Origin of the sequence: Streptomyces sp. enrichment culture (assembly GCF_964273255.1) — a bacterium.
Classification (GTDB): Bacteria; Actinomycetota; Actinomycetes; order Streptomycetales; family Streptomycetaceae; genus Streptomyces.
This window is the reverse complement of the sequence record NZ_OZ186835.1, coordinates 1,795,124-1,820,936: the sequence shown is the minus strand read 5'-3', so window position 1 is coordinate 1,820,936 and position 25,813 is coordinate 1,795,124. Positions and strand designations below refer to the sequence as shown.

Below are 25,813 nucleotides of genomic sequence, written 5' to 3'. Positions count from 1 at the left end.
CGGTCCCACCCCATGCGCGCGAAGATCTCCTACGCCCTCACGGCCGCCGTCCTGGTCGTCTACTTCGTCCTGGTCGGCAGCCGTGGCGTGCTGCTCATCCAAACCGGCACGCTGCTGACCGTCACCCTGGGCGTCGCGGTGCTGATCCTGCCGGTCATCGGCGTGTGGTTCCTGTGGAAGAACACCCAGTTCGTCCGCGACGCCAACCGGCTCGCCGCCGAACTCGACGCCGAGGGCGGGCTGCCCGTCGACGACCTGAAGCGGCTCCCCAGCGGCCGCGTCGACCGCGACAGCGCCGACGAGGTCTTCGCCCGGCGCAAGGCGGAGACGGAGGACGCCCCCGACGACTGGCGCACCTGGTTCCGCCTGGCCGTCGCCTACCACGACGCCCGGGACACCCCGCGCGCCCGCAAGGCGATGCAGCGGGCCATCAGCCTGCGCAAGGCGTCCCCCTGAGGGACACCCGTCCGTACAGGCCGCGCACACGGCCCGGGGCCCGGTCCGCGCACGGACCGGGCCCCGGCTGTGCCGGCAGGACCGGGGCTCAGCCCGGCCGGTACTCGTCGGCCCAGACCTCCACCGAGTCGGCGGCCCGGTCGAAGGCCGTCTCCCGCCCCAGGAAGTCCGCGTTGTGCGTGGTCAGCAGCGGGGCCTCGGGACCGGCCGACCGGCCCTGCCGGACGAGCAGCAGGGCCTGCCCCTGCACCGTCCGCGGCAGCCCCAGCCAGCGCACCGGCTGCTGCACGGTGCGTACCGAGGCGACCTGCTCCCAGGGGACCGTCCGCGTGGTCAGGAACACCACGTGCCGCAGCCCCCGGGCGCTCACCCACACGCCCATGCGCAGCAACCGCAGGGCGCAGACGATCCCGACCAGCGCGACGGCGAACACCATCCCCGCCGACGACACCGAGGCCGTCGCCGCGATGACGACCGCGGCGAACAGCACGAACGAGGCCAGCAGCAGCACGATCGCCGCCGCCCCCACCCTCCACGGCCCCGGACGGTACGGGCGCCGCCAGCGGTCACGGTCGTCGTAGGGCAGCGCGACGTCGTCCGCGGTCTCGAAAGCGCGGTCGGCCGTCAGGAAGGGCAGGGGCACGGCTGGTCCTCACTCGATCCATGCGTGGGCAGTGCCGGTGAGGCTACCGATCTGTGGGGTCGGTCACCACCATCGGGGTACCGATGGCGTCACCGCCGGCCGTCCCCCTCGGCTCAGCGTCCCTCGGACGCCTGTGACTGCCCGGTCCCGGGGCCGGAGGTGTCGGGGGTCAGCGCCGGCGTCCCGATGACCAGGGAACCCACGAGTCCGGCGGTGACGGTGAGCCCCAGCAGCCAGCGTCCGGCGATCTGAGCGGCGGACGGGCGCTCGCGGGGCGGGGGAGTGACGTTGCTGCGGAATCTGTCGGCCTCGGCGAGGAAGGCGAACGGCACGGGTTCACGCCGACCGAGCATCGGGTGTGTGTCTCCCTTCGGGTCGAACGAACAGCTCTCACTCCTTCATACGAACGGACGCCCCCAAAAGTGCCCGGACGCACAAAGATCCCACCGGTCGGTACAAGTCGGGCGTCTGCCGCTCCCGCCGGGACGCCCCGTAAAGTGGGCGCCGCACGCCAGACCAGATGGGAAGGACCCCCTTGAGCTCCGCCGACGATTCCCAGCCGACCCCGCCCGCCGACGTCACCCTGCGGAGCGACGTCACGGTCGAGCTGGTCAAGTCCAGCGCCTCGGACGCCGACGTCCTGTTCGCCGCCCGCGTCTCCACGCTCGGCGAGCAGTCGATCGGGGAACTGCAGAAGGACCCGGAGCGCTCCAAGGGCCTGATCAACTACCTGATGCGGGACCGCCACGGCAGCCCCTTCGAGCACAACTCGATGACCTTCCTGATCAGCGCGCCGATCTTCGTCTTCCGCGAGTTCATGCGGCACCGGGTCGGATGGTCCTACAACGAGGAGTCGGGCAGGTACCGGGAACTGCAGCCGGTCTTCTACGTCCCGGACGAGTCCCGCAAGCTGGTCCAGGAGGGGCGCCCGGGCAAGTACGTCTTCGTCGAGGGCACCACCGACCAGCACGCCACGGTGCAGCGCGTCCTGACCGAGACCTACGAGCAGGCCTACGCCGCCTACCAGAAGCTGCTGGCCGAGGGCGTCGCCCGCGAGGTCGCCCGCGCCACCCTGCCCGTGGGCCTGTACTCCTCGATGTACGCCACCTGCAACGCCCGCTCGCTGATGCACTTCCTCGGTCTGCGCACCCAGCACGAGCTGGCCAAGGTGCCGTCCTTCCCGCAGCGGGAGATCGAGATGGTCGGCGAGCGCATGGAGGCCGAGTGGGCGCGGCTGATGCCGCTCACCCACGCCGCCTTCAACGCCAACGGCCGCGTCGCCCCGTAGGCGTCCGGGGGAATGCCCCCGCCGGGCACAGATGTACGGGTCAGCCCTGCGAAGTGTCCGGATTGCGGCATTTCGCGAAGTTCATCTAGCCTGATCGAACGGACCCGGTACTGCCTGAACCCCCGAGCAGGCAGTGCCGGGATCCGCCTTTGTCCGGGGTTGTCGCATCCCCCGAGGGCAGACCCCGCCCCGCGCAACGAGTAGCGTGTAACCCATGGCTCCGACCTCCACTCCGCAGACCCCCTTCGGGCGGGTCCTCACCGCCATGGTCACGCCTTTCACGGCGGACGGCGCACTCGACCTCGACGGCGCCCAGCGGCTCGCCACCCACCTGGTGGACGCAGGCAACGACGGCCTGATCATCAACGGCACCACCGGCGAGTCGCCCACCACCAGCGATGCGGAGAAAGCCGACCTCGTACGGGCGGTCCTGGAGGCGGTCGGCGACCGCGCCCACGTCGTGGCCGGAGTCGGCACCAACGACACCCGCCACAGCATCGCGCTCGCCCGCACCGCCGAGCGCACCGGCGCACACGCCCTCCTGGTCGTCACGCCGTACTACAACAAGCCCCCGCAGGAGGGCCTCCTCCGGCACTTCACGACCATCGCCGACGCTACCGAGCTCCCGGTGATGCTCTACGACATCCCCGGCCGCAGCGGCGTCCCGATCAACACCGAGACTCTCGTCCGCCTCGCCGAGCACCCCCGGATCGTCGCCAACAAGGACGCCAAGGGCGACCTCGGCCGCGCGAGCTGGGCCATCGCGCGCTCGGACCTCGCCTGGTACTCCGGCGACGACATGCTGAACCTTCCGCTGCTCTCCGTGGGCGCGGTCGGGTTCGTCTCGGTCGTCGGTCACCTCGTCACCCCCGAGCTGCGCGCCCTGGTCGACGCGTACACCTCGGGAGACGTCCAGAAGGCCACCGAGATCCACCAGAAGCTGCTCCCCGTCTACACGGGCGTCTTCCGCACGCAGGGCGTGATGACCACCAAGGCGGCGCTCGCCCTGCAGGGCCTGCCCGGCGGACCGCTGCGGGCCCCCATGGTGGGGTGTGCGCCCGAGGAGATCGAGCAGCTCAAGATCGATCTTGCCGCCGGCGGGGTACAGCTCTGACAACGGGCTTCGCGCGCCCGCGCGCGCATCGACTTCACAACTGAACAGGCGGGCCACCGGTGCCCGCACCCCACTTCGACACCTGCTTCTGCACGAACGTCATGCGCGCCACGTGCCCACCGGTACGTGGCGCGTGTGGTTGAGGAGAGTCTTTTGAGTCATCCGCACCCTGAACTCGGCCCGCCCCCGCCGCTGCCGGAAGGCGCACTGCGCGTCACCCCGCTCGGCGGCCTCGGCGAGATCGGCCGGAACATGACCGTCCTGGAGTTCGGCGGCCGCCTTCTGATCGTCGACTGCGGAGTCCTCTTCCCGGAGGAGGAGCAGCCCGGGATCGACCTGATCCTCCCGGACTTCTCGTCCATCCGCGACCGCCTCGACGACATCGAGGGCATCGTGCTCACGCACGGCCACGAGGACCACATCGGCGGCGTCCCCTTCCTCCTCCGGGAGAAGCCGGACATCCCGCTGATCGGCTCCAAGCTCACCCTCGCCCTGATCGAGGCCAAGCTCCAGGAGCACCGCATCCGCCCCTACACCCTTCAGGTGGCCGAGGGGCACCGCGAGCGCATCGGCCCCTTCGACTGCGAGTTCGTCGCGGTCAACCACTCCATCCCGGACGCGCTGGCCGTCGCCGTCCGCACCCCCGCGGGCATGGTCGTGCACACCGGCGACTTCAAGATGGACCAGCTGCCGCTGGACAACCGCCTCACGGACCTGCACGCCTTCGCCCGGCTCAGCGAGGAGGGCATCGACCTCCTCCTGTCCGACTCGACGAACGCCGAGGTCCCGGGATTCGTCCCGCCCGAGCGGGACATCTCCAACGTCCTGCGCCAGGTCTTCGCCAACGCCCGCAAGCGGATCATCGTGGCCAGCTTCGCCAGCCACGTCCACCGCATCCAGCAGATCCTCGACGCGGCCCACGAGTACGGCCGCCGGGTGGCCTTCGTCGGCCGCTCGATGGTCCGCAACATGGGCATCGCCCGCGACCTCGGCTACCTGAAGGTGCCGCCGGGCCTGGTCGTGGACGTCAAGACGCTGGACGACCTGCCCGACCACGAGGTGGTGCTGGTCTGCACCGGTTCCCAGGGCGAGCCGATGGCGGCACTGTCCCGCATGGCCAACCGGGACCACCACCAGATCCGCATCGTCGACGGCGACACGGTGATCCTCGCGTCGTCGCTCATCCCCGGTAACGAGAACGCGGTGTACCGCGTGATCAACGGCCTGACCCGCTGGGGCGCCAACGTCGTCCACAAGGGCAACGCCAAGGTGCACGTCTCGGGCCACGCCTCCGCCGGCGAGCTGCTGTACTTCTACAACATCTGCCGCCCGCGGAACCTGATGCCGGTGCACGGTGAATGGCGCCATCTGCGGGCCAACGCCGAGCTGGGCGCCCTGACCGGCGTCCCGCACGACCGGATCGTGATCGCGGAGGACGGCGTCGTCGTCGACCTCGTCGAGGGCAAGGCGAAGATCTCCGGCAAGGTGCAGGCGGGATACGTCTACGTCGACGGCCTCTCGGTCGGCGACGTCGGCGAGCCCGCGCTGAAGGACCGCAAGATCCTCGGGGACGAGGGCATCATCTCCGTCTTCGTGGTCATCGACTCCTCCACCGGCAAGATCACGGGCGGCCCGCACGTGCACGCCCGCGGTTCCGGTATCGAGGACTCGGCCTTCAACGCCGTGATCCCCAAGATCACGGAGGTGCTGGAACGGCAGGCCCAGGACGGCGTGGTCGAACCCCACCAGATGCAGCAGCTGGTGCGGCGCACGCTGGGCAAGTGGGTGTCGGACACCTACCGGCGCCGTCCGATGATCCTCCCGGTCGTGGTGGAGGTCTGACGGTTCGTCGGCCGGCGCGGACGCGCCAACCCGGAGCGGGGCGCCCCGATTTGCATCTGGGCGCCCCGCTCCAGTACGTTTACAGCTCCCCCCGATCGGGAACCCGACTGCTTCACGCGTCGGTGCACAGCCCCTGGCGGGGTGGGGAAATCCGACTCAGAACTTCTGATAAAGTCGGAACCGCCGGAAAGGAAAGCGCGAAAAGCGTCGACCTGGAAAGCACCGAGGAAATCGGATCGGAAAGATCTGATAGAGTCGGAAACACCGAAGGGAAGCGCCCGGAGGAAAGCCCGAGAGGGTGAGTACGAAGGAAGCGTCCGTTCCTTGAGAACTCAACAGCGTGCCAAAAGTCAACGCCAGATATGTTGATACCCCGTCTCCAGCATCAGCTGGGGCGAGGTTCCTTTGAAAAACACAGCGAGGACGCTGTGAACCATCGGACTATTCCTCCGGTGGTTCCGCTCTCGTGGTGTCGACCCGATCACGGGTACACATTCACGGAGAGTTTGATCCTGGCTCAGGACGAACGCTGGCGGCGTGCTTAACACATGCAAGTCGAACGATGAACCACCTTCGGGTGGGGATTAGTGGCGAACGGGTGAGTAACACGTGGGCAATCTGCCCTGCACTCTGGGACAAGCCCTGGAAACGGGGTCTAATACCGGATACTGAACCACTTGGGCATCCTGGTGGTTCGAAAGCTCCGGCGGTGCAGGATGAGCCCGCGGCCTATCAGCTTGTTGGTGAGGTAACGGCTCACCAAGGCGACGACGGGTAGCCGGCCTGAGAGGGCGACCGGCCACACTGGGACTGAGACACGGCCCAGACTCCTACGGGAGGCAGCAGTGGGGAATATTGCACAATGGGCGCAAGCCTGATGCAGCGACGCCGCGTGAGGGATGACGGCCTTCGGGTTGTAAACCTCTTTCAGCAGGGAAGAAGCGAAAGTGACGGTACCTGCAGAAGAAGCGCCGGCTAACTACGTGCCAGCAGCCGCGGTAATACGTAGGGCGCGAGCGTTGTCCGGAATTATTGGGCGTAAAGAGCTCGTAGGCGGCTTGTCGCGTCGGTTGTGAAAGCCCGGGGCTTAACCCCGGGTCTGCAGTCGATACGGGCAGGCTAGAGTTCGGTAGGGGAGATCGGAATTCCTGGTGTAGCGGTGAAATGCGCAGATATCAGGAGGAACACCGGTGGCGAAGGCGGATCTCTGGGCCGATACTGACGCTGAGGAGCGAAAGCGTGGGGAGCGAACAGGATTAGATACCCTGGTAGTCCACGCCGTAAACGGTGGGCACTAGGTGTGGGCGACATTCCACGTCGTCCGTGCCGCAGCTAACGCATTAAGTGCCCCGCCTGGGGAGTACGGCCGCAAGGCTAAAACTCAAAGGAATTGACGGGGGCCCGCACAAGCGGCGGAGCATGTGGCTTAATTCGACGCAACGCGAAGAACCTTACCAAGGCTTGACATACACCGGAAAGCATCAGAGATGGTGCCCCCCTTGTGGTCGGTGTACAGGTGGTGCATGGCTGTCGTCAGCTCGTGTCGTGAGATGTTGGGTTAAGTCCCGCAACGAGCGCAACCCTTGTCCCGTGTTGCCAGCAAGCCCTTCGGGGTGTTGGGGACTCACGGGAGACCGCCGGGGTCAACTCGGAGGAAGGTGGGGACGACGTCAAGTCATCATGCCCCTTATGTCTTGGGCTGCACACGTGCTACAATGGCCGGTACAATGAGCTGCGATACCGTGAGGTGGAGCGAATCTCAAAAAGCCGGTCTCAGTTCGGATTGGGGTCTGCAACTCGACCCCATGAAGTCGGAGTCGCTAGTAATCGCAGATCAGCATTGCTGCGGTGAATACGTTCCCGGGCCTTGTACACACCGCCCGTCACGTCACGAAAGTCGGTAACACCCGAAGCCGGTGGCCCAACCCCTTGTGGGAGGGAGCTGTCGAAGGTGGGACTGGCGATTGGGACGAAGTCGTAACAAGGTAGCCGTACCGGAAGGTGCGGCTGGATCACCTCCTTTCTAAGGAGCACTTCTCACCGGGTCCCTCGGGACACGGTCAGAGGCCAGCATGCGAGCGAACGTCTCGCACTGGTTGCTCATGGGTGGAACGTTGACTACTCGGCACACTCAGTCGACTCGGGCTGCCAGTACTGCTCTTCGGAGCGTGGAACGCGGATCACGGGTGGTGAGGGTGTCGGGCACGCTGTTGGGTGTCTGAGGGCACGGCCGTATGGTCGATGTCTTCGGTGCCGGCCCCAGTGAACTCGAGCTGTTGCTCGGGGTGGTGGGTGGTTGGTCGTTGTTTGAGAACTGCACAGTGGACGCGAGCATCTGTGGCCAAGTTTTTAAGGGCGCACGGTGGATGCCTTGGCACCAGGAACCGATGAAGGACGTGGGAGGCCACGATAGGCCCCGGGGAGTCGTCAACCAGGCTTTGATCCGGGGGTGTCCGAATGGGGAAACCCGGCAGTCGTCATGGGCTGTCACCCGCTGCTGAACACATAGGCAGTGTGGAGGGAACGCGGGGAAGTGAAACATCTCAGTACCCGCAGGAAGAGAAAACAACCGTGATTCCGGGAGTAGTGGCGAGCGAAACCGGATGAGGCCAAACCGTATGCGTGTGAGACCCGGCAGGGGTTGCGCATACGGGGTTGTGGGATCTCTCTTCTGTTGTCTGCCGGCAACAGGACGAGTCAGAAACCGTTGATGTAGGCGAAGGACATGCGAAAGGTCCGGCGTAGAGGGTAAGACCCCCGTAGTCGAAACGTCAGCGGCTCGTTTGAGAGACACCCAAGTAGCACGGGGCCCGAGAAATCCCGTGTGAATCTGGCGGGACCACCCGCTAAGCCTAAATATTCCCTGGTGACCGATAGCGGATAGTACCGTGAGGGAATGGTGAAAAGTACCCCGGGAGGGGAGTGAAATAGTACCTGAAACCGTGTGCCTACAAGCCGTGGGAGCGTCGGACATCAGCTTGCTGGTGTCTCGTGACTGCGTGCCTTTTGAAGAATGAGCCTGCGAGTTTGCGGTGTGTTGCGAGGTTAACCCGGGTGGGGAAGCCGTAGCGAAAGCGAGTCCTAATAGGGCGTTTGAGTAGCACGCTCAAGACCCGAAGCGGAGTGATCTAGCCATGGGCAGGTTGAAGCGGAGGTAAGACTTCGTGGAGGACCGAACCCACCAGGGTTGAAAACCTGGGGGATGACCTGTGGTTAGGGGTGAAAGGCCAATCAAACTCCGTGATAGCTGGTTCTCCCCGAAATGCATTTAGGTGCAGCGTCGTGTGTTTCTTGCCGGAGGTAGAGCACTGGATAGGCGATGGGCCCTACCGGGTTACTGACCTTAGCCAAACTCCGAATGCCGGTAAGTGAGAGCGCGGCAGTGAGACTGTGGGGGATAAGCTCCATGGTCGAGAGGGAAACAGCCCAGAGCATCGACTAAGGCCCCTAAGCGTACGCTAAGTGGGAAAGGATGTGGAGTCGCAGAGACAACCAGGAGGTTGGCTTAGAAGCAGCCACCCTTGAAAGAGTGCGTAATAGCTCACTGGTCTAGTGATTCCGCGCCGACAATGTAGCGGGGCTCAAGCGTACCGCCGAAGTCGTGTCATTGCAGTACATACTCCTAACGGAGACTGTGATGGGTAGGGGAGCGTCGTGTGCCGGGTGAAGCAGCGCCGGAAGGCAGTTGTGGACGGTTCACGAGTGAGAATGCAGGCATGAGTAGCGATTCACACGTGAGAAACGTGTGCGCCGATTGACTAAGGGTTCCTGGGTCAAGCTGATCTGCCCAGGGTAAGTCGGGACCTAAGGCGAGGCCGACAGGCGTAGTCGATGGATAACCGGTTGATATTCCGGTACCCGCTGTGGAGCGTCAAACATCGAGCATCGTGATGCTAAGGCCGTGAAGCCGCCGGCTGAGTCTTCGGACGAGGTCGGAGTGGTGGAGCCGCTGAACCAAGCGGTTAGTAGGTGAGTGATGGGGTGACGCAGGAAGGTAGTCCATCCCGGGCGGTGGTTGTCCCGGGGTAAGGGTGTAGCCCGAGTGGTAGGCAAATCCGCCACTCATCAAGGGTGAGACCTGATGCCGAGCCGATTGTGGTGAAGTGGATGATCCTATGCTGTCGAGAAAAGCCTCTAGCGAGTTTCATGGCGGCCCGTACCCTAAACCGACTCAGGTGGTCAGGTAGAGAATACCGAGGCGTTCGGGTGAACTATGGTTAAGGAACTCGGCAAAATGCCCCCGTAACTTCGGGAGAAGGGGGGCCATTCCTGGTGATGGGCTTCGCGCTCTGAGCTGGGGGTGGCCGCAGAGACCAGCGAGAAGCGACTGTTTACTAAAAACACAGGTCCGTGCGAAGCCGTAAGGCGATGTATACGGACTGACGCCTGCCCGGTGCTGGAACGTTAAGGGGACCGGTTAGCTCCATTTCGGTGGGGCGAAGCTGAGAACTTAAGCGCCAGTAAACGGCGGTGGTAACTATAACCATCCTAAGGTAGCGAAATTCCTTGTCGGGTAAGTTCCGACCTGCACGAATGGCGTAACGACTTCTTGACTGTCTCAACCATAGGCCCGGTGAAATTGCACTACGAGTAAAGATGCTCGTTTCGCGCAGCAGGACGGAAAGACCCCGGGACCTTTACTACAGTTTGATATTGGTGTTCGGTTCGGCTTGTGTAGGATAGCTGGGAGACTGTGAACTCTGGACGCCAGTTCAGGGGGAGTCGTCGTTGAAATACCAGTCTGGTCGTGCTGGATGTCTAACCTGGGTCCGTGATCCGGATCAGGGACAGTGTCTGATGGGTAGTTTAACTGGGGCGGTTGCCTCCTAAAGGGTAACGGAGGCGCCCAAAGGTTCCCTCAGCCTGGTTGGTAATCAGGTGTTGAGTGTAAGTGCACAAGGGAGCTTGACTGTGAGACCGACGGGTCGAGCAGGGACGAAAGTCGGGACTAGTGATCCGGCGGTGGCTTGTGGAAGCGCCGTCGCTCAACGGATAAAAGGTACCCCGGGGATAACAGGCTGATCTTCCCCAAGAGTCCATATCGACGGGATGGTTTGGCACCTCGATGTCGGCTCGTCGCATCCTGGGGCTGGAGTCGGTCCCAAGGGTTGGGCTGTTCGCCCATTAAAGCGGTACGCGAGCTGGGTTTAGAACGTCGTGAGACAGTTCGGTCCCTATCCGCTGTGCGCGTAGGAGTCTTGAGAAGGGCTGTCCCTAGTACGAGAGGACCGGGACGGACGAACCTCTGGTGTGCCAGTTGTTCTGCCAAGGGCATGGCTGGTTGGCTACGTTCGGGAGGGATAACCGCTGAAAGCATCTAAGCGGGAAGCCTGCTTCGAGATGAGGGCTCCCACCCACTTGATGGGGTAAGGCTCCCAGTAGACGACTGGGTTGATAGGCCGGATATGGAAGCACGGTAACGTGTGGAGTTGACCGGTACTAATAGGCCGAGGGCTTGTCCTCAGTTGCTCGCGTCCACTGTGTTGGTTCTGAAACCACGAACAACCCCACACCTGTTGGTGTGGTGCGGTTGAGTGTTTCATAGTGTTTCGGTGGTCATAGCGTAGGGGAAACGCCCGGTTACATTCCGAACCCGGAAGCTAAGCCTTACAGCGCCGATGGTACTGCAGGGGGGACCCTGTGGGAGAGTAGGACGCCGCCGAACAATACGTGACAGGGTTGGACCCGGAACTTCGGTTTCGGGTCCAACCCTTTTTTGTTTCGCGTCACGTACCGTTCATGTCGCCCGACGAGCATCCGCCTCATGGGAATTGCCGCACTGCTCAGGGCCGCCGGCGTCGGCATCGGTGACGAAGTCGTCGTGCCGGCCTTCGGGAACGTGGAGATCGCCGAGGCGGTGACGACGATCGGGGCGATGCCGGTGTTCGCCGACATAGACCCGGTGACGTACGGGCTGTCCCCCGAAGCCGTCACGGATGCCCTGACTCCCCGGACCGCCGCTGTGGTGGCCGTGCACCGCTTCGGAAGGCCGGCCGACCTCGGGCGTCTGCGGGCGCTGGGGCTCCGGCACCAGCTGCTCGTCCTGGAGCACCACGAAGGCAGCGCACCCCACGACGACATAGCCCGGCGCCGGGAGCGCGCGGCCTATCTCGACGCCAGGCTCAGAGGCGTGGCGACACCGGACGGGGCTGCCGGGCACACCTACGAGCAGTACGTGGTCCGGGTGCCCGGCAACGGCCGACCGGACCGGGACGCCTTCGCACGTGCCGTACGGGCCAGGGGCGTTGCGTGCTCGGTGCCCGTCAAGACGCCCGTGCACCGGCTGCCCGGGTTCCGTCGGTGCGTGTCCCTGCCCGAGACCGAGCGGGCTGCCGACGAGACGCTGGCGCTTCCGGTGCACGCGGCCCTCACCAGACGGGACATGCAGCGCATAGCGTCCGCGTGCAATGCCCTCGGAGGTTTGCTCCAGCCGGCTTCCTGAGGGCGGCCGAGGGTGTTGGGAGCACGGTGCTGTTCGGGGTATGATCTATTCCGTTGCCGCGGGGAAGATCCCGGCCGGTAACAGGCCCCTATAGCTCAGTCGGTAGAGCGTCTCCATGGTAAGGAGAAGGTCAACGGTTCGATTCCGTTTGGGGGCTCCGACAGAAAGGCCCCGCCCGATTCACGGGCGGGGCCTTTCTCGTGTCCGTGTCCGTGTCCGTTTCCGCGTCCGTGTGTCCCCTGACCGTGACGCGAGGCGCTGGCGGGAAAGAGAGACCGCCGGACTCCCTGCCGTTCCTGGCGCAGCAGTTCCTCCCGGCGGGGTGTCCCCGCGTCTCCCCGGTTCCTCAGTCCGTGGGCAGCCCCGGAACGCGCATCGCGAGGATCGCCATGTCGTCGGACGGGGCGTCCGAGGCGAAGCGTTCCACGGCGCGCATGATGCGGGCCGCGACGGCGCCGGCGGTGAGGCCCGTGCACGTCGTGAGGACGTCGGCGAGGCCGTCGTCGCCCAGCATCCGGGAGCCCTCCCGGCGTTCGGTGACGCCGTCCGTGACGCACAGCAGGACGTCGCCCGGATCGAGGGTGACCGTCTGCTCGTAGAGCTCCAGGTCCTCCAGCACCCCCAGGAGCGGCTGGGGTTCGGCGGCCGGTTCCACGGTGCCGTCCTGCCGCAGCCGCAGGGGAAGCGGGTGACCGGCGCAGACGACCTTCAGTTCGGCGCTGCCGTCCTCCTGGGGGCGCAGCTCGCCGTACAGGAGCGTGAGGAAGCGGCTGCGCGCCCCCTCGTCGAGGATCGCGGAGTTCAGCCGTTCCAGGACGGCCGGGCCGCTGAGGCCCTCGCGGGCGAGCAGGCGCAGGGCGTGCCGGGCGAGGCCGGTGACCGCCGCCGCGTTGGGCCCCGTGCCGCAGACGTCGCCGATGGCGAACCCGTAGGCGCCGTCGCTGATCGGGAACAGGTCGTAGAAGTCGCCGCCGACCTCGTTGCCCTCGCCGGCCGCGCGGTAGATGACCTCGACCTCCACGCCTTCCACCAACGGGAGTTCCGGCGGCAGGAGGCTGCGCTGGAGCGACTGGCTGATCGCGGTGCGCTCCGAGTAGAGCCGGGCGTTGTCGAGGGCCAGGGCGGCCCTGCGGGAGAGGTCCTCGGCGAGTTCCAGGATCTCCTGGCGGAAGTGTTCGTCGGTGGGCTTGCCGAGCGTCAGTATGCCGATGACCCGGTTGCGGGCGACCAGCGGCAGGACGACGATCTCGCCGCCGACCGCGGAGGCCGTGGCGAGGGTGGGGCCGATGCCCGGGGTCACGCGGTGGTCGGGGCCGCTGAGGCCGAGGCTGCGCATGGAGGTGCGCAGGGCCGCCTGGTGGGCCACCTCGCCGGGGGCCGACCACACGCGGGCGCCGGGCGTGGGCACCGGGTCCGGCGGGGGGATCTTCGACAGCAGGGACTTGATGCCGTCGATCTGCTCCTCGTCCTCGTGCAGGACGTAGGACAGGTACGGCTCGGACGACTGGTCGGCGATCGTGTAGACGGCGCACCAGGTGGCGAGGGTGGGGACCGTCATCTGGGCCATGAGGGCCAGGGTCTGGTCGCGGTCGAGGGTGCCGGCGAGCAGGTCGGACGCCTCGACGAGGAAGCTCAGGGAGCCGCGGCGCAGCCGTTCCAGTTCGCCCAGGCGGGCCGACTCGACGGCCAGGGCGATCCGGTCGGCCGCGAACTGCAGGCGCAGCGCCTCCTCGTTGGAGTAGCGGCCGGGTGCCTCGGCGGCGACTCCGAGGGATCCGGTGAGGCGACCCTCGACCTTGAGCGGGACGGTGACGACGGAGCGCATGCCGGTGCCGTTGAGGAGGGGGACCGGGCCGTGGACGGCGGTCAGGTCGTCGTGGACGGCGGGCATGCGGGCGGAGCCGTAGCGGCCGGGGCCCGCCTCGACGGGCACGCGGGCGAAGCGCTGCCGGGCGGAGGGCAGGCCGGTGGAGGCGCGGACCTCCAGTTCGGTCTCGTCGTCGGTGGCGAGCAGCAGGAAGGCGGCGTCGCCGTCGAGCATGTCGCGGGCGCGTTCGACGGTGCGCTGGAGGAGGCCGTCGAGGTCGTCGGGTGCGGGGGAGCCGATGAAGACCTCGAACGGGTCGGTGTTCTGGCCCTCGCCGGAGGAGCCGGCGCCGTCGGAGGACGGGGAGCGCAACGGTGTCTGGAGGACCGCGCGTTCGTGGTCCCGCACGAGCAGGCACACGGTGGAGGGTTCGCCGTCGGTGTCGCGGACGCGCAGGTGGGAGGCGTACACGGGCAGGACGCGGCCGTGGGCGCCGCGGATGCCGTAGCTGCCCTCCCAGCGGGAGAGCTGGAGGGCCTCGGCGATGCCGGTGCCGGTGCCGGGGGTGTGCGGCCAGGCCGCGAGGTCGGTGAGCGGCTTGCCGGTGACCTGCTCGGCCGGGTAGCCGAACAGTTCCTCCGCGTCCTCGTTCCAGGCGGTGATCGTTCCGGCGCGGTCGATCTGCAGCACCGCGACCCGGACCCGTCCGTCGGCGAGGGGCAGCAGGTCGGGCGGCAGGGCCGGGCCGGCCGCGCGGGTGCCCACGGGGCGCTCCGGGAGGTCCAGCTGGAACCAGACGGTCTTGTGGGCGGGGGTGTACTCCACGCCCCAGCGGGAGGCCAGGGCGGCGCAGAGCTGGAGGCCGCGCCCGCCCTCCCGGTCGAGGCTGCCCATGGTGGCGAGGGAGCCCTGGACGGGGACCTCGCGCTCCGGATACCGGTCGGCCACCTCGATCCGGACGCCGTCGTCGCCGCGCAGGCAGAGCAGGTCCGCGGCGGTGCCGGCGTGCACCACGGCGTTGGTCACCAGTTCGCTGGTGAGAACGACGGCGTCGTCGACGATGTCACCGAAGCCCCAGCCCTGGAGGGTGTCGCGGACGAAGGCGCGGGCGCTCGCGACCGAGCGCCCGACGGGCTCGAAGGTGGCGGCCGCGCGCGCGGTGATCACAGAACTCCTCGACCGGTTCTCGACGGGCATGACTCCGTGGCCGACCGGCTCCGGCCGCTGTTGCGGCAGCTCGCCCGTCGGCCGTGGCTCCGGGGGGTGTTCCCCCGGGATCAGTCCGGTGGTCATTGCTGCGGCCGCCCCTCCGATGCCCGCTCGTCTCCGTCCACCGCCCAGGCCGGACGGACCGGCGTGGCTGGACAGCCGCATGCAAGGTTACTTACCTTCGCGGGTCAAGCGGATGCCGGTCTGCTGTGTTTTCGTCCGGAGGCGTCTGCCGTCCGGAGCGTGTGCGGACGGTGTGCGAAGCTGCCGAACTGTTATGGCCTGGTTCAGTGGGGGTGAAACACTGGGCAGGCTAGTCGTGAAGGTCCGGGCAGGCGGAGTTTGCTTCGCGCCGGATGGGCAGCAGCCCTTCGGGGGGCGCCCTGCCGTGCCGGGCGGACATCGCAGTAGTACAGAAATGCGCAGTAGTAACCGGTACACCGTGCGGTGATACCGGAGCACAGCGGTAACGGTCTACCCCTGCGGGAGGGACACAGTGGAGTCTGGCGCAGCGACGCGGAGCACGAAGACGCGCGCGAAGGGCGGACCGTCCTCCAGTGGCCCGGGCAAGAAGCGGTCCGGGACCACCGTGGTGGACACCGCGGCCCTGAACCGGCTCCTGGTGGCTCTGGTGGCGATGCGGGACGGCAATTTCCGCAAGCGGCTCACGGTGTCCGGCGACGGCGTGATGTCGGAGATCGCGGCGGTCTTCAACGAGGTGGCCGACCGCAATCTGCACCTGACGGGTGAGCTCGCGCGGGTGCGGCGGATGGTCGGACGTGAGGGCAAGCTCACGGAGCGGCTGGAGACGGGGGCCTGCGAGGGTTCCTGGGCGACCGCGATCGACCACTCGAACGCGCTGGTCGACGACCTGGTGCGCCCGGTGTCCGAGGTGAGCCGGGTGCTGTCGGCGGTGGCCGAGGGCGATCTGTCGCCGCGCATGGAGCTGCGGACGCAGGCGCCGGACGGCAGCGGTCATCCGCTGCGCGGGGAGTTCCTGAAGGTCGCGCGGACCGTGAACAACCTGGTCGACCAGTTGTCGACGTTCACCGACGAGGTCACGCGGGTGGCCAGCGAGGTCGGCACCGAGGGCAAGCTGGGCGGTCAGGCCCGGGTGCGCGGCATGTCCGGCTCGTGGAAGGACCTCACGGACTCGGTCAACACCATGGCGGAGCGGCTGACCGCGCAGGTGCGGGACATCGCCCTGGTGACGACGGCGGTCGCGCGCGGTGACCTGTCGCGCAAGGTGACCGTGCACGTCGAGGGCGAGATGCTCGAGCTGAAGAACACCGTCAACACGATGGTGGACCAGCTCTCCGCGTTCTCCTCCGAGGTGACGCGGGTGGCGCGCGAGGTGGGCACCGAGGGCGCGCTGGGCGGGCAGGCCCAGGTGCCCGGGGTGGCCGGCGTGTGGAAGGAGCTCACCGATTCGGTGAACACCATGGCCGGCAATCTGACGGCCCAGGTGCGGGGGATCGCCGAGGTGACGACGGCCGTCGCCAACGGTGACCTGTCCCGGAAGGTGACCGTGCCGGCCCGGGGCGAGGTCGCGCAGCTCGCCGAGACGATCAACCAGATGACCGAGACGCTGCGGATCTTCGCCGACGAGGTCACGCGGGTCGCCAACGAGGTCGGCGCCGAGGGGCGGCTGGGCGGCCAGGCGAACGTGCCGGGCGCGGCGGGGACGTGGAAGGACCTGACGGACTCCGTCAACACGGTGTTCCGGAACCTCACCACGCAGGTGCGCGACATCGCCGCGGTGACGACGGCGGTCGCCAACGGTGACCTGTCGCAGAAGGTCACGGTGGACGTGGCCGGCGAGATGCTGGAGCTGAAGAACACCGTCAACACGATGGTGGACCAGCTGTCCTCCTTCGGTGCCGAGGTCACGCGGGTGGCGCGCGAGATCGGCGTGGAGGGCGAGCTGGGCGGCCAGGCCCAGGTGCCGGGCGCGGCGGGGACGTGGAAGGACCTGACGGACTCCGTCAACACGGCGTTCCGCAACCTCACCGGACAGGTGAGGAACATCGCGCAGGTGACGACGGCGGTCGCCAACGGTGACCTGTCGCAGAAGGTCACGGTCGACGTCTCCGGCGAGATGCTGCAGCTGAAGAACACCGTGAACACGATGGTGGACCAGCTGTCGTCGTTCGCGGACCAGGTGACCCGCATGGCCCGGGACGTGGGGACCGAGGGCAGGCTGGGCGGACAGGCCCGGGTCGACGGCGTCTCGGGCACCTGGAAGGAACTGACCGACTCCGTCAACTCGATGGCGGGCAACCTGACCTCCCAGGTGCGCAACATCGCGCAGGTGACCACGGCGGTCGCGCGCGGTGACCTGTCGCAGAAGATCGACGTGGACGCGCGTGGGGAGATCCTGGAGCTGAAGAACACCATCAACACGATGGTGGACCAGCTGTCCTCCTTCGCCGACCAGGTCACGCGGGTGGCCCGGGAGGTGGGCACGGAGGGCCGTCTCGGCGGTCAGGCGCAGGTGCCCGGGGTCGCCGGGGTGTGGCGGGACCTGACGGACTCGGTGAACGGCATGGCGTCGAACCTGACCGGCCAGGTGCGCAACATCGCGCAGGTGGCGACGGCGGTGGCGCGCGGTGACCTGTCGCAGAAGATCACCGTGGACGCGCGCGGGGAGATCCTGGAGCTGAAGAACACGCTGAACACGATGGTGGACCAGCTGTCGTCGTTCGCGGAGGAGGTCACCCGCGTCGCCCGTGAGGTGGGCACCGAGGGCATCCTGGGCGGTCAGGCCGAGGTGCAGGGCGTGTCCGGCACCTGGAAGGACCTCACCCAGTCGGTGAACGGCATGGCGAACAACCTGACCCTCCAGGTGCGCAACATCGCCGAGGTCACCACCGCCGTCGCCAAGGGCGATCTGTCGAAGAAGATCACCGTCGACGCCAAGGGCGAGATCCTGGAGCTGGTCACCACCGTCAACACGATGGTCGACCAGCTGTCGTCGTTCGCCGAGCAGGTGACCCGCGTCGCCCGCGAGGTGGGCACCGAGGGCATCCTGGGCGGCCAGGCGCACGTGCCCGGCGTCACGGGCATCTGGAAGGACCTGAGCGACAACGTCAACCTGATGGCGAAGAACCTCACCACCCAGGTGCGGAACATCTCCCAGGTGTCCGCCGCGGTCGCCAACGGCGACCTGACGCGGCAGGTCAGCATCGAGGCGCGCGGTGAGGTGGCGCAGCTCGCCGACACCATCAACATCATGGTGAAGACGCTGAGCGCGTTCGCCGAGCAGGTCACCAAGGTGGCGCGCGAGGTGGGCACGGACGGCATCCTGGGCGGTCAGGCGCACGTCCCGGGGGTGGCCGGCACCTGGAAGGACCTCACCGAGTCCGTGAACCAGATGGCGTCGAACCTGACCGGTCAGGTCCGCAACATCGCCATGGTGACCACCGCCATCGCCAAGGGCGACCTGACCAAGAAGATCGACATCGACGCGCGCGGGGAGATCCTGGAGCTGAAGACGACCATCAACACGATGGTCGACCAGCTGTCCTCCTTCGCCGAGGAGGTCACCCGGGTGGCCCGCGAGGTGGGCACCGAGGGCCAGCTCGGCGGGCAGGCGCGGGTGCGGGACGTGGACGGCACCTGGCGCGACCTGACGGAGTCGGTGAACGAGATGGCCGGGAACCTGACCCGGCAGGTGCGCGCCATCGCGCGGGTGGCGACCGCCGTGACGCGCGGCGACCTGAACCTGAAGATCGACGTGGACGCGTCCGGGGAGATCCAGGAACTCCAGGACTACATCAACAAGATGATCGCCAACCTGCGCGACACCACGATCGCCAACAAGGAGCAGGACTGGCTCAAGGGCAACCTCGCCCGGATCTCCGCGCTGATGCAGGGCCGCCGGGACCTGGAGGACGTGGCCTCGCTGATCATGAGCGAGCTGACGCCGGTGGTCTCCGCCCAGCACGGCGCGTTCTTCCTGGCGATGCCCCTGGTGGACGGCGAGGACCTGCACTCCGCCGACGACGACCAGTTCGAGCTGCGGATGCTCGGCTCGTACGGGTACTCCATGGGCTCCATGCCGACGTCGTTCCGCCCCGGCGAGGGGCTGATCGGCACCGCCGCCATGGAGAAGCGCACCGTCCTCGTGGAGAACGCGCCCAGCGGCTACCTGAAGATCTCCTCGGGACTCGGGGAGGCCCCGCCCGCGCAGGTGATCGTGCTGCCGGTGCTGTTCGAGGGGCAGGTGCTCGGGGTCATCGAGCTGGCGTCCTTCACGCCGTTCACGCACATCCAGAAGGACTTCCTCAACCAGATCGCCGAGATGATCGCGACCAGCGTCAACACCATCTCGGTCAACACCAAGACGGAGCGGCTGCTGCGGCAGTCGCAGGAGCTGACCGAGCAACTGCGGGAGCGGTCGGCGGAGTTGGAGCAGCGGCAGAAGGCCCTCCAGGCGTCCAACGCCGAACTGGAGGAGAAGGCCGAGCTGCTGGCCCGGCAGAACCGGGACATCGAGGTGAAGAACACCGAGATCGAGGAGGCCCGGCAGGTCCTGGAGGAGCGCGCCGAACAGCTCGCGGTGTCGATGCGCTACAAGAGCGAGTTCCTGGCGAACATGTCGCACGAGCTGCGTACGCCGCTCAACTCGCTGCTGATCCTGGCCAAGCTGCTCGCGGACAACGCCGAGGGCAACCTCTCCCCGAAGCAGGTCGAGTTCGCCGAGACCATCCACGGGGCCGGTTCCGACCTGCTGCAGCTCATCAACGACATCCTCGACCTGTCGAAGGTCGAGGCGGGCAAGATGGACGTCTCGCCGACCCGGATCGCGCTCGTCCAGCTCGTCGACTACGTGGAGGCCACCTTCCGGCCGCTGACCGCCGAGAAGGGCCTGGACCTGTCGGTGCGGGTGTCGCCGGAGCTGCCCGCCACCCTGCACACCGACGAGCAGCGGCTGCTGCAGGTGCTGCGCAACCTGCTGTCGAACGCGGTGAAGTTCACCGACTCCGGGTCGGTCGAACTGGTCATCCGGCCCGCTCGCGACGACGTCCCGCAGCGGATCCGGGAGCAGTTGCTGGAGACCGGGTCGCTGACCGACCCGCACGCCGACCTCATCGCGTTCTCGGTGACCGACACGGGGATCGGCATCGCGGCGAGCAAGATGCGGGTCATCTTCGAGGCGTTCAAGCAGGCGGACGGGACGACCAGCCGGAAGTACGGCGGGACCGGGCTCGGGCTGTCGATCTCCCGGGAGATCGCGCAGCTGCTCGGCGGTGAGATCCACGCGCAGAGCGAGCCGGGCCGGGGTTCCACCTTCACGCTGTACCTGCCGCTGCACCCCAGCGAGCTGCCGCCCAACGGCTACCAGCAGGCGCTGCCCGCCCTGGAGGGCGGCGACCCGGTGACGTCGACGGGGCCCGAGGCGGCGGGCGACGCGCCGGCCGAGACCGCGTCGCGCCCGGAGACCGAGCAGGCCCCGGCCGCGCTGTTCCGGCGCCGCCGCAGGACCACGCCCGCGCTGGAGCAGCCGGCCGCGGCGCCGAAGCCGGAGCAGTGGCCGGGCGTGGAGCAGGAGGCGGCGCCCCGGCCGTCGCGCGGCATCCGCTTCGGCGGGCAGAAGGTGCTGATCGTCGACGACGACATCCGCAACGTGTTCGCGCTGACCAGCGTGCTGGAGCAGCACGGGCTGTCGGTGCTGTACGCGGAGAACGGCCGTGAGGGCATCGAGGTCCTGGAGCAGCACGACGACGTGGCGGTGGTGCTGATGGACATCATGATGCCGGAGATGGACGGGTACGCGACCACCACCGCGATCCGGCGGATGCCGCAGTTCGCGGGGCTGCCGATCATCGCGCTGACGGCCAAGGCGATGAAGGGCGACCGGGAGAAGGCGATCGAGTCGGGTGCCTCGGACTACGTGACCAAGCCGGTCGACCCCGATCACCTGCTGTCGGTGATGGAGCAGTGGATGGGGGGCTGAGTGGCGGCGGCCGGGGCGGTGGGGCCGCCGGCCGTGCGGTGTGCGACCGTGGAGGAGGCGTCGGTGTCGTTCCGCAGCCGCCCACGCGGTGCGCGGGAAGCCGTGTAGAAGGGCCCGATCCGGGGAACCTTCTGGTCTCCTGCCGCGTTTCCGGTGTGTGCACAGTGACATCACGGTGACAGGGTGTGGCGACGGGCGGGGTGCGGCTACGATGACCGGCACAAGGACGGGCGGCGCAAGGGAGCCGTCCCTCGGGGTGGCACCTGCCGGTGCCGTCCCAGGTCCTGCGAGTAGGGGAGGCCCCACGCCGGGGCGAGGAGGGCGGGCCATGGTGCAGAAGGCCAAGATCCTCCTGGTCGATGACCGGCCGGAGAATCTGCTGGCGCTGGAGGCGATCCTCTCGGCGCTCGATCAGACGCTGGTGCGGGCATCGTCCGGGGAGGAAGCGCTCAAGGCGCTGCTCACGGACGATTTCGCGGTCATTCTGCTGGACGTGCAGATGCCGGGCATGGACGGGTTCGAGACCGCGGCGCACATCAAGCGACGGGAGCGCACCCGGGACATCCCGATCATCTTCCTCACGGCGATCAACCACGGCCCCCACCACACCTTCCGCGGTTACGCGGCCGGGGCGGTCGACTACATCTCCAAGCCGTTCGACCCGTGGGTGCTGCGCGCGAAGGTCTCGGTCTTCGTCGAGCTGTACATGAAGAACTGCCAGCTGCGCGAGCAGGCGGCCCTGCTGCGCCTGCAGTTGGAGGGCGACGAGAAGAACGCCGACCGGCCGAAGGAGCCGGCGGGACTGCTCGCCGAGCTCTCGGCGCGGCTGGCCGCCGTCGAGGAGCAGGCCGAGGCGCTCACCAAGCAGCTCAACGACGAGGCGACCGACGCCGCCGCGGTGGCGACGGCCGCGCACCTGGAGCGGAAGCTGACGGGTCTGCGGCGCGCGCTCGACGCGCTGGAGCCGGGCGCCGGGAACGCCTCGTCCGTCTCCTCGCAGAACTGAACCGGGGCGTGGAGCCGTACAACCACCGTCGTGCGCGGAGGTGTTGCGCGTCCCACGGCACCTGGCGGGCCGTGTCCCGGGGCTCCTGGCGGGCCTGACACGCCGTCATCCGTCGCGTCACCTTCACGCCTCAACGGATGCGACACGAACGGGTGAAGCAGTGGGCACACGTGTCCCCCGGCGTCTGCGGCGGTAACCTCACACCCATGGCCTCACGTCCCTCCGCAGCCAAGAAGCCGCCCGCGAAGAAGGCGGCCGCTTCCGCGAAGGCTCCGGCGAAGAAGGCCGCGGCCAAGAAGGCCCCCGCCAAGAAGGCGCCCGCGCGCAAGGCTCCGGCGAAGAAGCCCGCCCCCGCCCCGAACCCGACCAACGGCGTCTACCGTCTCGTCCGCGCACTCTGGCTCGGCCTGGCGCACGCCGTCGGCGCGGTGTTCCGCGGCATAGGGACGGGGGCGAGGAACCTCGACCCGGCCCACCGCAAGGACGGCCTCGCCCTGCTGCTGCTCGCCATCGCCCTGATCGTGGCCGCGGGCACCTGGGCCGACCTGGAGGGACCGGTCGGCGACCTGGTGGAGATCCTGGTGACCGGCGCCTTCGGCCGGCTCGACCTGCTGGTGCCGATCCTGGTCACGGTCATCGCCGTGCGCTTCATCCGGCACCCGGAGAAGCCGGAGGCCAACGGCCGGATCGTGATCGGCCTGTCGGCCCTCGTCATCGGCGTCCTCGGACAAGTCCACATCGGGTGCGGCTCGCCCGCCCGCAGCGAGGGCATGCAGGCCATAAGGGACGCCGGCGGCCTCATCGGCTGGGCGGCGGCCACCCCCCTGTCGTCCACCATGACCGACGTCCTCGCGGTCCCCCTGCTGGTACTGCTCACGGTGTTCGGGCTGCTCGTGGTCACCGCCACCCCCGTCAACGCCATCCCGCAGCGGCTGCGGCTGCTCGGCGTGAAGCTGGGCCTGGTCCAGGACCCCGGGCCGGAGGACTTCGGCGAGGACGACCAGCGCTACGAGGAGCAGTGGCGCGAGGCGCTGCCCGCGAGCCGCCGCAGGCGGGGACCCGCCCCCGAGGAGCCCGACGCGTACGACCCCGACACGGCGGAGCAGGAGGCGCTGACCCGGCGCCGGGGCCGCCCCCGCCGGTCCGCCGTGCCGCAGCCCGACATGGACCGGCCCATGGACGCCGTCGACGTGGCCGCCGCGGCGGCCGCCGCCCTCGACGGCGCCGTGCTGCACGGGATGCCGCCCTCCCCGGTCGTCGCCGATCTCACCCAGGGCGTGCGCGTCGGGGACGGGGAGCCGACCACCCCCACGCCCGTGCCGGCCGCCCGCCCGCGACAGGACACCTCCCGCCCCGGGAAGGCCAAGCAGGAGCCGAAGGGCGACCGTCCGCCGGCCGGCGTGCTGGACATGACCAAGGCGCCGCCGCCTGAGCCCCGGGACCTGCCCGCCCGCGCGGAACAGCTCCAGCTCTCCGGCGACATCACCTACTCCCTGCCCTCCCTCGACCTGCTGACCCGCGGCGGGCCCGGCAAGGCACGCAGCGCGGCCAACGACGCCATAGTGGACGCGCTGCGGAAGGTCTTCACCGAGTTCAAGGTGGACGCCGCCGTCACCGGCTTCACCCGCGGCCCGACGGTCACCCGGTACGTGGTCGAACTCGGCCCGGCCGTCAAGGTCGAGCGGGTCACCGCCCTCACCAAGAACATCGCCTACGCCGTCGCCAGCCCCGACGTGCGCATCATCAGCCCCATCCCCGGCAAGTCCGCGGTCGGCATCGAGATCCCCAACACCGACCGCGAGATGGTGAACCTCGGCGACGTGCTGCGGCTCGCGGAGTCCGCCGAGGACGACGACCCGATGCTGGTCGCGTTCGGCAAGGACGTCGAGGGCGGCTACGTCATGGACTCGCTGGCGAAGATGCCGCACATGCTGGTCGCCGGCGCCACCGGCTCGGGCAAGTCGTCCTGCATCAACTGCCTGATCACCTCGATCATGATGCGGGCGACCCCGGAGGACGTCCGGATGATCCTCGTCGACCCCAAGCGCGTCGAGCTGACGGCCTACGAGGGCATCCCGCACCTGATCACGCCGATCATCACCAACCCCAAGCGGGCCGCCGAGGCCCTGCAGTGGGTCGTGCGCGAGATGGACCTGCGCTACGACGACCTCGCGGCCTACGGCTACCGGCACATCGACGACTTCAACCGCGCGGTCCGCGAGGGCAAGGTCGAGCCGCCCGCGGGCAGCGAGCGCGAACTCCAGCCCTACCCGTACCTGCTGGTGATCGTGGACGAGCTGGCCGACCTGATGATGGTCGCCCCGCGGGACGTCGAGGACGCCATCGTGCGCATCACGCAGCTCGCGCGGGCGGCCGGCATCCACCTGGTGCTCGCCACCCAGCGGCCCTCCGTCGACGTCGTCACCGGCCTGATCAAGGCGAACGTGCCCTCCCGGCTCGCGTTCGCCACCTCCTCGCTCGCCGACTCGCGGGTCATCCTCGACCAGCCCGGTGCCGAGAAGCTGATCGGCAAGGGCGACGGGCTGTTCCTGCCGATGGGGGCCAACAAGCCGACCCGGCTGCAGGGCGCCTTCGTCACCGAGGAGGAGGTCGCGGCCGTCGTCCGGCACTGCAAGGACCAGATGGCGCCCGTCTTCCGGGAGGACGTCGTCGTCGGGACCAAGCAGAAGAAGGAGATCGACGAGGACATCGGCGACGACCTCGACCTGCTGTGCCAGGCGGCGGAGTTGGTGGTCTCCACCCAGTTCGGGTCGACGTCGATGCTCCAGCGCAAGCTGCGGGTGGGCTTCGCCAAGGCCGGCCGGCTCATGGACCTCATGGAGTCCCGGAACATCGTCGGACCGAGCGAGGGGTCCAAGGCTCGTGACGTTCTTGTGAAGCCTGACGAGCTGGATGGCGTGCTCGCGCTGATCCGGGGGGAGTCTGAAGGGTAGGCAGTCGGGACACGGCCGTCACCCCGGCACGGCCGGGTGGACGATCGTGACTCACCCGTAAGGGATCCGTGAGCAACCGTTTCCCTGTGACGTACGTCAAGTTGAGGGAAGCAACAAAAAGCAGGAACGCCGCCGGTGTGTCGGGCCATTCCGATGGCGTACAAAGTCCGTCCGCCCGGTTGCCCCACCCTCTCGTACCCCTCCTAGACTGAACCTCCAGCACAGGCGGCTACACGCTCGAAAGGCGCCCCCGTGTCCATCGGCAACTCCCCTGAAGACGAGCGTCCGTTCGAAGACGTATCCGAGGAAGCCCGCCCCCCCGTCGGCCGTGCCCTGCAGCAGGCGCGTATCGCCGCCGGGCTCACCGTGGACGACGTCAGTACCGCCACCCGCGTCCGGATCGCCATCGTGCACGCCATCGAGGCGGACGACTTCGCGCCCTGCGGCGGCGACGTCTACGCCCGCGGGCACATCCGGACCCTGGCCCGCGCCGTCGGCCTCGACCCGGCTCCGCTGATCGCACAGTTCGAGAGCGAGCACGGTGCGCCGTCGGCACCGACCCCCGCGGCCCCGCTGTTCGAGGCGGAACGCATCCGTCCCGAGCGCCGCGGACCCAACTGGACCGCCGCCATGGTCGCCGCGATCGTCGCGGTGATCGGCTTCGTCGGCTTCACCATGGTCAACGGCGACGACGGCGGCAGGGTCGACGTGGCGGACGACACCACGCCCAGCACCTCGCCCTCGCCCGCCCCGAAGTCCAAGAAGCCCGTCGTCCCCGAGGAGCCCGAACCCTCCGACAGCGCGATCGCCGCCGCACCCCAGGACAAGGTGACGGTCCGGGTCAGCGCCGTCGACGGACCCAGCTGGATCTCCGCCAAGGGCCACAACGGCCGGATGCTCTTCGACGGCCTGCTCAAGAAGGGCGAGTCCAAGACGTTCCAGGACAGCTCGAAGATCAATCTGGTCCTCGGCGACGCCGGCCCGGTCGAGCTGTTCGTCAACGGCAAGAAGATCGAGGACGACTTCCAGTCGGGCGCCGTGGAGCGCCTCACCTACACCAAGGGCGACCCCCAGGCCGGATAGCCGGCCCGGG

The 25,813-nt window shown here is 68.0% G+C and carries 12 protein-coding genes, 1 tRNA gene and 3 rRNA genes; 13 read left to right on the top strand and 3 right to left on the bottom strand.

Going from position 1 to position 25,813, the window contains the following annotated elements:
- The first annotated feature begins 12 nt into the window (after positions 1-12).
- Positions 13-456 carry a hypothetical protein gene (locus tag ACSU53_RS07700; protein ID WP_437025858.1) on the top strand — a complete coding sequence of 148 codons (444 nt, stop codon included), beginning with the start codon at positions 13-15 and terminating at the stop codon, positions 454-456.
- A gap of 88 nt (positions 457-544) precedes the next feature.
- Here ACSU53_RS07700 and ACSU53_RS07695 read toward each other — a convergent pair whose 3' ends face one another.
- The gene (locus tag ACSU53_RS07695; protein ID WP_437025856.1) at positions 545-1,099 is read right to left on the bottom strand and encodes a hypothetical protein; all 555 of its coding nucleotides are present in this window, start codon (positions 1,097-1,099) and stop codon (positions 545-547) included.
- 113 nt (positions 1,100-1,212) lie between these two features.
- On the bottom strand, positions 1,213-1,452 hold the full coding sequence (locus tag ACSU53_RS07690; RefSeq protein WP_437025854.1) for a hypothetical protein: 240 nt from the start codon (positions 1,450-1,452) through the stop codon (positions 1,213-1,215).
- A gap of 167 nt (positions 1,453-1,619) precedes the next feature.
- On the opposite strand from ACSU53_RS07690, the gene thyX reads away from it, so the two are divergent.
- From thyX to ACSU53_RS07650, 8 genes are all read left to right on the top strand, one after another.
- A complete protein-coding gene (thyX, locus tag ACSU53_RS07685; protein WP_362101592.1) occupies positions 1,620-2,387 on the top strand; it encodes an FAD-dependent thymidylate synthase in 768 nt (255 codons plus the stop codon).
- Between the two features lie 214 nt (positions 2,388-2,601).
- Positions 2,602-3,501: a 4-hydroxy-tetrahydrodipicolinate synthase gene (gene dapA, locus ACSU53_RS07680; protein ID WP_437025852.1), complete on the top strand. Its 900-nt coding sequence runs from the start codon at positions 2,602-2,604 to the stop codon at positions 3,499-3,501.
- Between the two features lie 153 nt (positions 3,502-3,654).
- Positions 3,655-5,343 (top strand): ribonuclease J, encoded by a 1,689-nt coding sequence (locus tag ACSU53_RS07675; protein ID WP_437025850.1) that lies wholly within the window; start codon positions 3,655-3,657, stop codon positions 5,341-5,343.
- Between the two features lie 494 nt (positions 5,344-5,837).
- Positions 5,838-7,366 (top strand): 16S ribosomal RNA (locus ACSU53_RS07670).
- A gap of 316 nt (positions 7,367-7,682) precedes the next feature.
- A 23S ribosomal RNA gene (locus tag ACSU53_RS07665) occupies positions 7,683-10,806 on the top strand.
- A gap of 85 nt (positions 10,807-10,891) precedes the next feature.
- Positions 10,892-11,008: ribosomal RNA gene (rrf, locus tag ACSU53_RS07660) — 5S ribosomal RNA — on the top strand.
- The 16S, 23S and 5S rRNA genes sit together here, the layout of an rRNA operon.
- Positions 11,009-11,122: 114 nt before the next feature.
- Positions 11,123-11,785, top strand: a complete 663-nt coding sequence (locus ACSU53_RS07655) for a DegT/DnrJ/EryC1/StrS family aminotransferase (protein ID WP_437033070.1) — start codon at positions 11,123-11,125, stop codon at positions 11,783-11,785.
- An 84-nt stretch (positions 11,786-11,869) separates the two neighbouring features.
- A tRNA-Thr gene (locus ACSU53_RS07650) sits at positions 11,870-11,942 on the top strand.
- Between the two features lie 189 nt (positions 11,943-12,131).
- On the opposite strand, the gene ACSU53_RS07645 is transcribed toward ACSU53_RS07650, so the two are convergent.
- On the bottom strand, positions 12,132-14,885 hold the full coding sequence (locus tag ACSU53_RS07645) for a SpoIIE family protein phosphatase (protein ID WP_437025848.1): 2,754 nt from the start codon (positions 14,883-14,885) through the stop codon (positions 12,132-12,134).
- Positions 14,886-15,297: 412 nt separating this feature from the next.
- On the opposite strand from ACSU53_RS07645, the gene ACSU53_RS07640 reads away from it, so the two are divergent.
- The 4 genes from ACSU53_RS07640 to ACSU53_RS07625 all read left to right on the top strand — a co-directional run bounded on the left by ACSU53_RS07640 (position 15,298) and on the right by ACSU53_RS07625 (position 25,803).
- Positions 15,298-20,760, top strand: a complete 5,463-nt coding sequence (locus ACSU53_RS07640) for a HAMP domain-containing protein (protein ID WP_437025846.1) — start codon at positions 15,298-15,300, stop codon at positions 20,758-20,760.
- Between the two features lie 328 nt (positions 20,761-21,088).
- Positions 21,089-21,766, top strand: coding sequence for a response regulator (locus ACSU53_RS07635; protein WP_362096078.1), 678 nt, complete (start codon positions 21,089-21,091; stop codon positions 21,764-21,766).
- A 206-nt stretch (positions 21,767-21,972) separates the two neighbouring features.
- Complete coding sequence (locus ACSU53_RS07630) at positions 21,973-24,720, top strand: DNA translocase FtsK (RefSeq protein ID WP_437025844.1); 2,748 nt, start codon at positions 21,973-21,975, stop codon at positions 24,718-24,720.
- 252 nt (positions 24,721-24,972) lie between these two features.
- On the top strand, positions 24,973-25,803 hold the full coding sequence (locus ACSU53_RS07625) for a helix-turn-helix domain-containing protein (RefSeq protein WP_437025842.1): 831 nt from the start codon (positions 24,973-24,975) through the stop codon (positions 25,801-25,803).
- The last annotated feature ends 10 nt before the right edge of the window (positions 25,804-25,813 follow it).